The 12226-nt window shown below is 71.8% G+C and carries 11 protein-coding genes; 8 read left to right on the forward strand and 3 right to left on the reverse strand.

Annotated features, from left to right (window positions below):
* Positions 1-56 precede the first annotated feature (56 nt).
* From ACIA8R_RS05805 to ACIA8R_RS05835, 7 genes are all read left to right on the forward strand, one after another.
* Positions 57-1385 carry a uracil-xanthine permease family protein gene (locus ACIA8R_RS05805; protein ID WP_397036795.1) on the forward strand — a complete coding sequence of 443 codons (1329 nt, stop codon included), beginning with the start codon at positions 57-59 and terminating at the stop codon, positions 1383-1385.
* 150 nt (positions 1386-1535) lie between these two features.
* A complete protein-coding gene (locus tag ACIA8R_RS05810; RefSeq protein WP_397036797.1) occupies positions 1536-2948 on the forward strand; it encodes a uracil-xanthine permease family protein in 1413 nt (470 codons plus the stop codon).
* Positions 2945-3817: an FAD binding domain-containing protein gene (locus ACIA8R_RS05815; protein ID WP_397036799.1), complete on the forward strand. Its 873-nt coding sequence runs from the start codon at positions 2945-2947 to the stop codon at positions 3815-3817. The genes ACIA8R_RS05810 and ACIA8R_RS05815 overlap by 4 nt, the downstream gene beginning before the upstream one ends.
* Entirely contained in the window at positions 3807-4283 is a 477-nt protein-coding gene (locus ACIA8R_RS05820; protein ID WP_357698213.1) for a (2Fe-2S)-binding protein, read from the forward strand. Before ACIA8R_RS05815 ends, ACIA8R_RS05820 begins: the two co-directional genes overlap by 11 nt.
* 37 nt (positions 4284-4320) lie before the next feature.
* Positions 4321-6672, forward strand: coding sequence for an aerobic carbon-monoxide dehydrogenase large subunit (gene cutA / locus ACIA8R_RS05825; RefSeq protein ID WP_397036801.1), 2352 nt, complete (start codon positions 4321-4323; stop codon positions 6670-6672).
* A gap of 8 nt (positions 6673-6680) precedes the next feature.
* The gene (locus ACIA8R_RS05830; protein WP_397036803.1) at positions 6681-7694 is read left to right on the forward strand and encodes a leucine-rich repeat domain-containing protein; all 1014 of its coding nucleotides are present in this window, start codon (positions 6681-6683) and stop codon (positions 7692-7694) included.
* A gap of 32 nt (positions 7695-7726) precedes the next feature.
* Positions 7727-8143 carry a hypothetical protein gene (locus ACIA8R_RS05835; RefSeq protein ID WP_364089828.1) on the forward strand — a complete coding sequence of 139 codons (417 nt, stop codon included), beginning with the start codon at positions 7727-7729 and terminating at the stop codon, positions 8141-8143.
* A 6-nt stretch (positions 8144-8149) separates the two neighbouring features.
* On the opposite strand, the gene cydB is transcribed toward ACIA8R_RS05835, so the two are convergent.
* From cydB to ACIA8R_RS05850, 3 genes are all read right to left on the reverse strand, one after another.
* Positions 8150-9031, reverse strand: coding sequence for a cytochrome d ubiquinol oxidase subunit II (gene cydB / locus ACIA8R_RS05840; protein WP_364089825.1), 882 nt, complete (start codon positions 9029-9031; stop codon positions 8150-8152).
* Positions 9032-9043: 12 nt separating this feature from the next.
* Entirely contained in the window at positions 9044-10387 is a 1344-nt protein-coding gene (locus tag ACIA8R_RS05845; RefSeq protein WP_397036806.1) for a cytochrome ubiquinol oxidase subunit I, read from the reverse strand.
* A gap of 172 nt (positions 10388-10559) precedes the next feature.
* Positions 10560-11462, reverse strand: a complete 903-nt coding sequence (locus tag ACIA8R_RS05850) for a polysaccharide deacetylase family protein (protein WP_397036808.1) — start codon at positions 11460-11462, stop codon at positions 10560-10562.
* A 96-nt stretch (positions 11463-11558) separates the two neighbouring features.
* Between ACIA8R_RS05850 and ACIA8R_RS05855 the strand changes: the two genes are divergently transcribed.
* The gene (locus tag ACIA8R_RS05855) at positions 11559-12194 is read left to right on the forward strand and encodes a carbon monoxide dehydrogenase subunit G (RefSeq protein WP_357698226.1); all 636 of its coding nucleotides are present in this window, start codon (positions 11559-11561) and stop codon (positions 12192-12194) included.
* Positions 12195-12226: the final 32 nt, after the last annotated feature.

The following is a 12226-nucleotide window of genomic DNA, read 5'->3' on the forward strand; positions in this document are numbered from 1 at the left end:
CGACATGTTCGGAAGACGTCGCCGCTGGTCAGGCGGAAGATTGAGGTGGGTTCGCGGTGTTCAGGTGGAAGCTGCACGGCGACGGGAAACATCTGACGCCGGGAGAGGTCGTCAAGCCTGACGAGCGGCTCTCCTGGCCCAGGATGGTGGGCATCGGCGCCCAGCACGTCATCGCGATGTTCGGCGCGACGTTCGTGTTCCCGCTGGTCATGGGGCTCGACGCGAACCTGGCCGTGATGATGTCCGGCGTCGCGACGATCCTGTTCCTGCTGATCGTCAAGGGCAGGATCCCCAGTTACGTCGGGTCCAGCGCGTCCTTCGTGGGGGCCGTGGTGGCGATCCGGGCGGCCGGGGGCGGCGACGCGACCGTCACCGGCGCGCTGCTGGCCGTCGGCGTCGTGCTGGGCCTGTGCGGGCTGGCCATCCACCTGCTGGGCGTGCAGATCATCCACCGCGTCTTCCCGCCGATCGTCACCGGCGGCGTGGTGATGCTGATCGGGTTCGGCATGGCCTACGTCGCGGCCGACGTCTACTGGCCCAAGGACCCGTGGGTGGCGCTGCTCACGATGGCGGCCACGTTCGTGTTCATCGGGGTCTTCAAGGGCTTCCTCGGGCGGATCGGCGTGCTGCTCGGCCTGGTCTTCGGGTTCGTGCTGTCGTGGGTCTGGGACCTGGTGGGCGGCAAGATCCTGTCCCCCGACGCCACCGGCAAGGTGACCGAGCACTTCCGCGTCGACCTCCAGGGCGTCGCCAAGGCCGACTGGATCGGCCTGCCGTCGCTGCACGGGCCCGTGTTCGAGGTGTCGGCGATCGTGCTGGTGCTGCCGGTCGTGATCGCGCTCATCGCCGAGAACGTCGGCCACGTCAAGGCCGTCGGCGAGATGACCGGCGCGGACGTCGACGGCTACATGGGCCGCGCCATCATGGCCGACGGCGTCGGCACCGTGGTCGCCACCTCGGTCGGCGGCCCGGCCACCACCACGTACGCCGAGAACATCGGCGTCATGGCGGCCACCAAGGTCTACTCCACGGCCGCCTACTACATCGCGGCGGTCATCGCGATCCTGTTCGGCCTGTGCCCCAAGTTCGGCGCGCTCGTGGCCGCGACCCCCGACGGCGTGCTCGGCGGCGTCACCACCATCCTGTACGGCATGATCGGCCTCCTCGGCGCCAAGATCTGGATCGAGAACAAGGTGAACCTGTCCGACCCGGTCAACCTGGTCCCGGTCGGCGCGGGCATCATCATCGCCATCGGTCCGGTCGCGTTCCCGATCACCAGCACGTTCTCCCTGAGCGGCATCGCGCTCGGCACGATCGTGCTGCTCATCGGCTATCACCTGCTGCGCGCCACGCGCCGCGAACCGGTGCCCGAAACCGGCCGATAACCCCTCTCTTTCCGGTCGGCGACCCTCCCGTACGAGAGGTTCGCTCTGGTGACCGCGGGATGTTTGGCAGATCATGCCCGTGTAGCCGCCTTGCGGCGGTCCTAATGTGCCCGCAAAGGCACGGTCGCCGGCCCGGAAGAGAGGGCGCAGATGGTTTTCGGATGGACCAGACACGGTGACGGCAGGCATCTGGCGCCCGGCGAGGTGGTCAGGCCCGACGAGCGGCTGAGCTGGCCGCGCATGGTCGGCTTCGGCGCCCAGCACGTGATCGCGATGTTCGGCGCCACGTTCGTGTTCCCGCTGGTCATGGGGCTCGACCCGAACGTCGCCGTGATGATGTCGGGCGTCGCGACGATCATGTTCCTGCTGATCGTGAAGGGCAAGGTGCCCAGCTACCTGGGCACCAGCGCGTCGTTCGTCGGCGGCGTGTTCGCCATCAGGGCCGCCGTCGGCACCGACCAGTCCGTCGCGGACGCCCTCGTGACCGGCTCGATCCTGGTGGCCGGGCTCGTGCTGGCGCTCGCGGGGCTGGCCGTGCACCTGCTCGGGGTGCAGATCATCTACCGGATCTTCCCGCCCGTCGTCACCGGCGCGGTGGTGATGCTCATCGGGTTCGGGCTGGCGTACGTGGTCGCCGACGTCTACTGGGGGCAGGACCAGTGGGTGGCGCTGGTGACGATGCTGGTGACGTTCGTCGTGATCGTGGCGTTCAAGGGGTTCGCCGGGCGCGTCGGGGTGCTGATCGGGCTGGTCGCCGGGTTCGCGCTGTCGTGGGTGCTGGACCGGGCGGCCGGTCCGGTCACCTCCGTGCTGCCCGGCCAGAACCTGCGCGACGCGGCCGGCGCGGCCTGCCCGGCGGAGGGCACGTACTGCGTGGCCACGGCCTTCCCGCACGACCGGGTCAGCTTCGACGCCGTGGCCAAGGCCGACTGGTTCGGGCTGCCGGACTTCCACGCGCCCGACTTCCGCTTCTCCGCGGTGCTGCTCGTGCTGCCCGCGGTGATCGCGCTCATCGCCGAGAACGTCGGTCACGTCAAGGCCGTCGGCGAGATGACCGGCACCGACGTCGACCCCTACATCGGCCGGGCGATCATCGCCGACGGCGCCGCCACCGTCGTCACCAGCGCCGTCGGCGGCTCGCCCACGACCACCTACGCCGAGAACATCGGCGTCATGGCCGCCACCAAGGTCTACTCCACGGCCGCCTACTACATCGCCGGCGTGATCGCGATCCTGTTCGGCCTGTGCCCGAAGTTCGGCGCGCTGGTCGCCGCCACGCCGGGCGGCGTGCTCGGCGGCGTCACCGTCATCCTGTACGGCATGATCGGACTACTCGGCGCCAAGATCTGGATCGAGAACCGGGTGGATTTCGCCGACCCGGTCAACATGGTCCCGATCGGCGCGGGCATCATCCTGGCGATCGGACCGGTGACGCACATGATCGGCGGAGACTTCTCCCTTGAGGGCATCGCGCTCGGCACCGTCGTGGTGGTGGGCGGCTACCACCTGCTGCGCGTCATCGCCGGACGCTCCCCGCGGCCGGTCCAGGGCGAGGCCGGGTGAAGCCGCCGCCGTTCGACTACCACGCGCCCCGCGACCTCGGCGAGGCGCTGCGGACGCTCGCGGAGGTAGACGGCAAGGTGCTGGCCGGCGGCCAGAGCCTGATCCCCATGCTCAACATGCGGCTGGCCGCCCCCGGCCACGTCGTCGACATCAACCGCCTGGCCGTCCTGGACACCGTGGAGGCGGGCGGCGACGGGGTCCGCGTGGGCGCGCTGGCCCGGCACTCGCGGGTGGCCCGGTCCGGCGCGCACCCGCTGCTGACGAAGGCGCTGCGGCTGGTCGCCCACCCCGTGATCCGCAACCGGGGCACGGTCGTCGGGAGCCTGGTGCACGCCGATCCGGCCGCCGAGCTGCCCGCGGTGCTGGCCGTCCTGGGCGGCTCGGTACGGCTGGCCCGCTGGAGCGCCGCCGGGATCACCGAGCGGGACGTGCCGGCCCGGGAGTTCTTCGTCGGGCCCATGGAGTCCGACGTCCGCCCCGGCGAGCTGGCCGTGTCGGCGTACTTCCCGGCGCTCGGCGGACGGGCCGGGACGGCGTTCCAGGAGGTGTCCCGGCGGCACGGCGACTACGCCCTGGCCGGCGTCTGCGCCGTGGTCACGCTCGATGACGACCTGCGCATCGCCGCGGCCCGGGTCGCCTGCGTCGGCGTGGGCCCGGTCCCCGTCCTGATGGACGTGACGCGCGAGTGCGGCCACCGGCCGGCCGCGGGCGTCGACTGGCCCGCCGTCGCGCGGACCGTGCGGGAGGGCACCGACCCCGAGGGGGACATCCACGCCACCGCGGCCTACCGGCGGCACCTGGTGGGCGTGCTGGCCGAACGGGCACTGCGCGAAGCGGCACGGGAGGGGACGGCGACCGGTGGAACATGAGATCACGCTGACCGTGAACGGCACGGCCAGGCGGGTCAGCGTCCCCGGACGCCGCCTGCTGTCCGACTGCCTGCGTCACGACCTCGGCCTGACCGGCACCCACGTCGGCTGCGAGCACGGCGTCTGCGGCTGCTGCACGGTGCTGCTCGACGGCGAGCCGGTCCGGTCGTGCCTGACGTTCGCGGTCACCGTGGACGGGCGCGAGATCACCACCGTCGAGGGCCTGGCCGGCCCGGACGGGCTCTCGCCGGTGCAGCGGGCCTTCGCCGAGTGCCACGGCCTGCAGTGCGGCTTCTGCACCCCGGGCTTCCTGTGCACGGTGACCGCCCTGCTGGCCGACAACCCGGCGCCCACCCACGAAGAGGTGCTCGAAGGCGTCTCCGGCAACCTGTGCCGGTGCACCGGCTACCAGAACATCATCAAGGCCGTCCACCGCGCCGCCGAGCTGCTGGCGGAGGAGTCATGAGCTCGCTTCCGGCCGGTGGGCCGTGTGTGGAGGTGTCGTGAGCACCAGACTGTTCGGTGAGCCGGTGCAGCGGCGGGAGGACCCGAGACTGCTCACCGGCCAGGGCCGCTACCTCGACGACCTCGGCCGCGACGCGCTCGCCGCCGCGTTCGTCAGGTCGCCCCACGCCCACGCCCGCGTCGGCGACATCGACGTGTCCGCCGCGCTCGACGTGCCGGGCCTGGTCGCGATCTACACCTGGGAGGACCTGCCCGAGCGGGTCGGCCGGCCGCTGCCGCTGCTCATCCCGCACCCGGCGCTCACCCACGGGCGCACGGCGTACCCGCTGGCCAGGGAGGTCGTGCGGCACGTGGGCGAGCCCGTGGTCATGGTCGTGGCCGCCGACCGGTACGCCGCCGAGGACGCCTGCGCGCTCATCGAGGTCGCCTACGAGCCGCTCAAGCCGGTCGTCGGCCTGGCCGAGGCGGTGCAGGGCGTCCAGCTCGTGCACGAGGACGTGCCGGGGAACGTGGGGGCGCACCTCGTCCAGGAGGTGCCGGGGGCCGACGGCAGGGGCGCGCGCGAGGCCGTCGAGGGCGCGCCGCACACGCTGGCCTTCCGGCTCGACATCGAGCGCAGCGCCAGCACGCCCCTGGAGGGGCGCGGCGTGCACGCCCGCTGGGACGGCCGCGACCTGCGCGTGCACTCCAGCACGCAGACCTCCACCAGCGTGCGCATGGCCGTCGCCGCCGCGCTCGGGCTGCCGCTGCCGCAGGTCGAGGTGATCGCGCCGGACGTCGGCGGCGGCTTCGGCGTCAAGATCGTGCACCCGTGGCCGGAGGAGATCCTGGTGCCGTGGGCCGCGATGACGCTCGGCCGCGAGATCAAGTGGACCGAGGACCGCAGGGAGCACTTCATCTCCTCGGCTCACGAACGCGCCCAGATCCACCACGTGCGCGTCGGCTTCGACGACGACGGCCGCGTCCTGGGCCTGGACGTGACGATCCTGCACGACCACGGCTCCTACACGCCGTACGGGATCATCGTCCCCATCGTCACCTCCACGCAGTTGCTGGGGCCGTACAAGCCGGGGGCCTACCGGGTCGAGTTCACCGCGGTCTACACCAACACCGTGCAGGTCACGCCCTACCGCGGGGCCGGCCGCCCGCAGGGCGTGTTCTGCATGGAGCGGACCATGGACAAGATCGCCCGCTACCTCGGCAAGGACCGGACCGAGGTGCGCGCGGCCAACTTCATCCGGCCCGAGGAGTTCCCGTACGACCAGGGGATGATCTTCCAGGACGGCCGCCCGCTCGTCTACGACAGCGGGGACTACCCGGAGATGCTCCGCATGATCAAGGAGCTGATCGGCTGGGACACCTTCGAGCGGCGTCCCGGCCGGGGGATCGGCATCGGCTGCTACGTCGAGGGCACCGGGGTCGGCCCGTACGAGGGCGGGCACGTGCAGATCACCTCCGACGGCCGGGTGCACGTCTCGACCGGCCTGACCTCCCAGGGGCAGGGCCACGAGACCGCCTTCGCCCAGATCGCCGCCGCCGAGCTGGGCGTGCCCATCGACCGCGTCAGCGTGGTCACCGGCGACACCCGCAGGTTCGGGTACGCGGTGGGCACCTTCGCCTCCCGGGCCGCCGTCGTCAGCGGCAACGCCATCGCCCTGGCCTGCCGGAAGGTCAAGGAGAAGGCCCTGCGCATCGCGGCCGAGGCGCTGGAGGCCGACCCGGCCGACCTGGAGATCGACGACGGCATGGTGCACGTCGTCGGCGCGCCGACCGCCGCGATCCCACTCTCGACGGTGGCCGTGCTGGCCAACCCGCTGCGGTACGCCTTCGACGAGGAGACGGCCAGGGCGACCCAGTTCTCCGGCGTGGCCGACCCGTCCCGGCCGCCGGTGGCCGAGGGCGACGAGCCGGGTCTGGAAGGGCGCGGCTACTACTCGCCGATCAGGTCCACGTTCGCCTCCGGCATGCACGCGGCCATCGTGGAGACCGACCCGGACACCGCCGAGATCAAGGTCGTCAGGTACGCCGTCGTGCACGACTGCGGCCGGCTGATCAACCCGATGATCGTGGAGGGCCAGATCCACGGGGGAGTGGCCCAGGGCATCGGCGGCGCCCTGTACGAGCGCATGGAGTACGACGTCCACGGCCAGCTCGTCAACGCCTCCTTCATGGACTTCCTCATGCCGTACGCCACCGAGATCCCCCCGATCGAGACCGCCCACCTGGAGACGCCCTCGCCGCTCAACCCGCTCGGCATCAAGGGCGCGGGCGAGGCCGGCGTGATCCCGGTGTCGGCGGTCATCGCCTCGGCGATCGAGGACGCCGAGGGCATCGAGATCGACCGCATGCCCATCTCGCCGTCCGACCTGTACGGGCTGCGTATGCGATGATCTGCGGCATGCTCGCTCCCGGCGCCGGCCTGACCGCCTTCCCCGACGTCCCCGACGACGTGCGGACGATCGACCTGGCCTGGAACGGGATCACGCACGTGCCCGACCGGGTGGCCGGGCTCGGTTCGCTGGAGGAGCTGCGGCTCGACGGCAACCGGCTGCGCGGGCTGCCCGGCCTGTCCGGCCTGACCGCGCTGCGCGCCCTGCACCTCGACGGCAACGAGCTGAGCGAGGTCCCCGCCTGCCCGCCCGGACTGGAGACCCTGTTCCTCTACGGCAACCGGATCGAGCGTCTGCCCGGCGACCTCGGCCCGCGCCTGCGCCACTTGGCGCTCGGCGGCAACCGGCTGACCTCCGTGCCCGCCGCGTTGTGGAAGCTGACCGCGCTCGAATCCCTCAACCTCGCCGAGAACGCCCTCACCGAGATCTCCCCGGACATCGGCGGCCTGACCCGGCTGCGCATGCTCGACCTCGGCCACAACCGGCTCGCCTCGATCCCGCCCGAGGTGGGCGACCTGCCGCTCACCGACTACCTCTACCTGAGCGACAACGGCTTCACCGACGTCCCCGCCGCGCTCGGCCGCCTCGACCGGCTGGCCTACCTCAACCTGACCGACAACCGGCTGACCAGGCTCCCGGACGCGCTCGGGTCGATGACGTCCCTGGTGGAGCTGCGGCTGTACAACAACCGGCTGGAGGCGCTGCCCGAGACCGTCGGCGGGCTCGGCAGCCTGCGCGAGCTGCACCTGCAGGGCAACCGGCTGACCCGGCTGCCCGCCTCCCTCGCGGCGCTGACCGGGTTGCGCGTGCTCGACCTGCGCAACAACCACCTGAGTGAGCTGCCCGTGCTGCCGTCCGGGATCACCCATCTCGACCTGCGCAACAACCGGCTGCGCGAGCTGCCCGACTCGCTCGCGGCGCTGACCGGGCTGCGCAAGCTCGACCTGCGCTGGAACAAGCTCTACGACGACCCGCCGGTGCTCGATCTCCTGCGCGCCCGGGGCTGCGTCGTCCTGCGCTGAACCGGCGCGGGCGGCCGTGCGTACCTCCGCACATGACGACATTTCCACGTCTGGCCGCTCTCGCGCTGCTGGCCGGGCTGGTCGCCGCCTGCTCCTCCGGGGGCGGCTCCGCGGCGCCCGGTCCGAGCGCCCCGCGGGCGGCGGCGCCGCAGACCGTCGAACAGCTCGCCGCCAAGGTCGGCTGCAAGCCGCGCATGCAGGTGGACGCCGCCGAGATCCGTACGGGCTACTGCCGGACCCCCGACGGCCAGTTCTTCGTCACGACGTTCGCCAGCCAGTCCGGCAAGGACGCCTGGATGGACGCCGCCCCCGAGTACAACCCCCACCTGGTCGGCAACCTGTGGACCGTGCTGTCCAGCCGCAAGGTGCTGGAGCTGCTGAAGGAGCGGCTCGGCGGCGACCTCCACCTGAAGGACCACCGCACGAACCAGATGCGCAAGGTCGGTTAGCGGGCCCTACGCCGCCGTCAGGATGACCCGCTTGCGGAACACCCAGTACGTCCAGCCCTGGTAGACCAGCACGAACGGCAGCGTGATCAGCCCGATCCAGCTCAGCATCGTCAGCGTGTACGGCCCCGAGGCGGCCTGCGCCAGCGTCAGCCCCGGCAGCGGCGCGACGCGCAGCTCGATGAAGACCGCCAGCGTGGCCAGCACGATGCCCGCGGCCGTCGCGCCGAACGCCCAGCCCTCCCTGCGCCGCCAGATCAGCGCGGCGGCGGCGGCCAGCGCGGCCATGGCGGCCAGGGCGGGCGGTGAGCCCAGGTTCGACAGGGCGAGCACGGCCACCGGGATGGCCACCGCCGCCGCGGCCATGGCAGCGGTCCTGGCCCGGCGGCGCACCGGGCCGGTGGTCCGCAGCGCCAGGAAGACCGCGCCGTGCAGCACGCAGAGCGTCAGCGTGAACACCCCGCCGACCAGGGCCGCCGGGCCGCTGTCGAACAGCACGTCGGCGAAGATCGCGCCCCACAGGAAGGCCGGGAGGCCGCTGCCGACCAGGATGCCGACGTCGCACCAGATCGGGTTGGCGACCTTGCCGCGCCATTCGAGCCCGACGCCGCGCACGATCAGGCCGACCAGGATGAGCGTGACGGGCAGGTAGAAGGCGCTGAACAGGCCGGAGTACCAGGCGGGGAACGCGGCGAACATGGCGCCGACCGCCGTGATCAGCCACACCTCGTTGCCGTCCCAGACCGGGCCGATGGTCTGCAGGCTCTGACGCTGCTCGGCGGCGTTCCTGCTCAGGAGCGGCGCCAGCAGGCCGACGCCGAAGTCGAAGCCTTCGAGGACGAAGTACCCGGTCCAGAGGAAGGCGATGATGACGAACCACAGGTTGATCATGGTCTGGTCCCTCTAGTACATCAGCGACGGTTCGAGCGGCTGCGCCTCGGGAGCCGGCTGCGGCTCCTCGACGCCCTTGCGCACGTGCTTGGCCAGCAGGACGACCTCGGCCACGGCGAGGCCGCCGTACAGGAGCGTGAAGACGGTCAGCGAGATGGCGACCTCGGCCAGGGTCACGCCGGGCGAGACGCTGGAGGCGGTCAGCAGCTCGCCGGCGACCGTCCACGGCTGCCGGCCGATCTCGCTCAGCAGCCAGCCCGCGATCACCGCGGCGAACGGCAGCGGCAGCGCGAGCAGCAGCGCCCGCGCCAGCCAGGGCGGCACCTCGCGCCTGCGCCGGGTCAGCCAGAGCCCGAGCAGCGCCAGCCCCGCCGTGGCCATGCCGAACACGATCATCACGCGGAACGACCAGAACACGATCGTCTGGTCGGGCCGGTAGTCGCCGGGGCCGAACTGCTGCTCGAAGCGCTTCTGCAGGTCCTCGGTGCCCTGGACGGTGGCGTTGAGGTCGTTGGTGGCCAGGAAGCTGAGGACCTTCGGGATCTCGATGCCGGGCGCGAGGGAGAAGGCCGCCCCGGCGGTGTCGCGCTCCAGGCCCTCGGCGGAGGCCAGCTTCATGGGCTGCTGCTCGTACATCAGCTTGGCCGACATGTCGCCGGTGCCCGCGACGACCGCCCCCGCGATCGCCGTCATGACCAGCGCGCCCCGGGCTGCGCTGCGCCACATCGGCGCGCGCGTCCTGAGCAGCCAGTAGCCGCTGACCGCCAGCACGAACCCGCCCGCCACGATGAACGCCGCCCCGATGACGTGGGGGACCTGCGCGACCGCCGTGGAGTTGGTCAGCACCGCCCACAGGTCGGTCATCCTGGCCTTGCCGTCCACGACCTCGTAGCCGACCGGGTGCTTCATCCAGGCGTTGGCCGCGAGGATGAAGTAGGCCGACAGGTTCGATCCGATGGCGGCGGCCCAGATGCTGGCCAGGTGCGCCTTCTTCGGCAGCCGGTCCCAGCCGAAGATCCACAGGCCGAGGAACGTGGACTCCATGAAGAAGGCCAGCAGCGCCTCCATGGCCAGCGGGGCGCCGAACACGTCCCCGACGAACGTGGAGTACTCACTCCAGTTCATGCCGAACTGGAACTCCTGCACGATGCCGGTCACCACGCCCATGGCGAAGTTGATCAGGAACAGCTTCCCGAAGAACTTCGTGAGCTTGAGGTAGTGCTCTTTGCCCGTACGGTGCCAGGCCGTCTGCAGGCCCGCCACGAAGATGCCCAGACCGATGGTCAGGGGTACGAACAAGAAGTGGTACACGGTGGTGACCCCGAACTGCCACCGTGCCAGGTCAAGCGCGTCCATCTGTTCCCCACCCGCTCATCGCTCTACAGGCTGTAGTACTTCTACCTGTAGTAGTACTACAGGGCGTAGAGCATCGCGATGCGACCTTGGTCACATCCCCCGTTTTCTGGCTACTCGTCGAGGATTCCGTACGGGTGCGTCCCGGCGCGTCACCCGCCGGGCGGATCGTTCTCTACCCCGCCCGGCGGACCCCGCCGGAGGCGTCCAGGTAGGCCTGGAGATTGCCCAGCTCGAAACCGCGCCGCCGGATCTTGTCGATCAGCACGCGGAAGTCCGCCGCCAGGTTGGGGCGGAAGTGCAGGAGCAGGATGTCGCCGGGACGCAGGCGCTTGTCGGGCACCTGATAGGCGATCTTGCCGCCCGGCTGGACGCTGGCCGTCCACAGCAGCACGGCCTTCATCCCGCAGCGCCGGGCGGCCCGCAGCGTGTCGGTGTTGTAGCTGCCGAACGGCGGCCGGAACAGGGACGGCCGGGTCCCGATCTCCTTGCCGACTACCTGGGCCGAGCCGCAGATCTCGCGGCGCTGGCCGTCGAAGGGCAGGCGGCGCAGGTCGGGGTGGGTCAGCGTGTGGTTCTCGATGGGCACGTGGAGATCGCGGAGCTGGCGGAAATATCCCCACTTGCCGGCGCCCACGTAGCGGCCGGGGCCGCCCGCCGGGTCGGGGCTGCCCTTGGCCTCGACCGCGTCGCGCATGGCGAAGGCGGTGATGGGCACGCGCCGGTCGCGTACCAGCTTGACGAAGCCGGGGTCCTGCTCCCAGCCGTCGTCGATGGTCAGGAAGACGACCTTGCGCTTGGTGGGGATCGAGCTGATCACCGGGGGCAGGCCGTCCTCGCCCCTGATCGGGCCTACCTCGCCCGCACGCGGCAGCGCCCCCGGCGGGCCCTGCGGGGTGGGCCGGGGAGTGCGCGCGCCGGTCGCGGACGGCTTCGCCGACGGCCCCGGCTCGACGTCGCCGGTCGTGCCGCCCTGCGCGCACCCGGCGACCAGCGCCGACAGCACCCCGGCGAGCACGACGGGACCCAGCCCGCCACGCCCGGCCCCGCCCCAGACCGTTCCACGCCCCCAGCACATGGAGCACCATCTTGCCAGCCCTGATCCGCACGACGCGTCGCGCGACTGGCAGGTCTTGCCCTTAACCAGCCGCTCACCGGTGCCTAGAGTGGCCGCATGAAGGTGGCGGGCAGCGCCGTGATCGGCGTACAACGTGATCGAGTGTGGGCCGCGCTCCAGGACCCGGCGGTGCTCGTACGCACCATCCCGGGCTGCGAGCGCCTGGAGGAGACCGGGCCGGACACCTACAGGATGACGGTCAACGCGGGCGTGGCGTCCGTCAAGGGCGTCTACCAGGGGGAGGTGGCGCTGGCCGAGCCGCACGCGCCGGAGAGCTTCACCCTGCGGGCGCGCGGCCAGGGCGCGCCCGGCACGGTCGAGGCCACCGTCCAGGTGCGCCTGAGCGAGATCGACGGCGGCACCCGCGTCGACTACGACGCCGACGCCGTGATCGGCGGGATGATCGGCGGGGTCGGGCAGCGCATGCTCGGCTCGGTGGCCCGGCGCACGGCGGGGGAGTTCTTCTCCGCCGTCGAGGGCCACCTCTGCGCCCCGCTCCCCGCCGCCCAGGCGCCGGCCGACGCCGCACCCGCCCAGGCCGCTCCCGCGGTCTTCCAGCGGCCTCCCGGACGGGCCGCCGAGACCCGCCCGTGGGCGCTGCTGGCCTCCTTCGGCATGGGCGCGGGCGTCGCCCTCACCGGCGTCGCCGTCGGCTGGCTGCTCGCCCGAGGCGGACGCGGCCGGCGTGGCTGAGGGACGCGCCCCGACGACCCTCGCGGAAAAGG

This window comes from Nonomuraea sp. NPDC051191, assembly GCF_044455665.1.
In the GTDB taxonomy this organism is placed as follows: domain Bacteria; phylum Actinomycetota; class Actinomycetes; order Streptosporangiales; family Streptosporangiaceae; genus Nonomuraea.

Excerpts from the sequence above, each read along its gene's own strand:
- ACIA8R_RS05845 (WP_397036806.1), bottom strand. The coding sequence starts at position 10,387 with ATGGACGCGCTTGACCTGGCACGGTGGCAGTTCGGGGTCACCACCGTG.
- ACIA8R_RS05850 (WP_397036808.1), bottom strand. The coding sequence starts at position 11,462 with ATGTGCTGGGGGCGTGGAACGGTCTGGGGCGGGGCCGGGCGTGGCGGG.
- cydB (WP_364089825.1), bottom strand. The coding sequence starts at position 9,031 with ATGATCAACCTGTGGTTCGTCATCATCGCCTTCCTCTGGACCGGGTAC.
- ACIA8R_RS05810 (WP_397036797.1), top strand. The coding sequence starts at position 1,536 with ATGGTTTTCGGATGGACCAGACACGGTGACGGCAGGCATCTGGCGCCC.
- ACIA8R_RS05835 (WP_364089828.1), top strand. The coding sequence starts at position 7,727 with ATGACGACATTTCCACGTCTGGCCGCTCTCGCGCTGCTGGCCGGGCTG.
- ACIA8R_RS05855 (WP_357698226.1), top strand. The coding sequence starts at position 11,559 with ATGAAGGTGGCGGGCAGCGCCGTGATCGGCGTACAACGTGATCGAGTG.
- ACIA8R_RS05830 (WP_397036803.1), top strand. The coding sequence starts at position 6,681 with ATGCTCGCTCCCGGCGCCGGCCTGACCGCCTTCCCCGACGTCCCCGAC.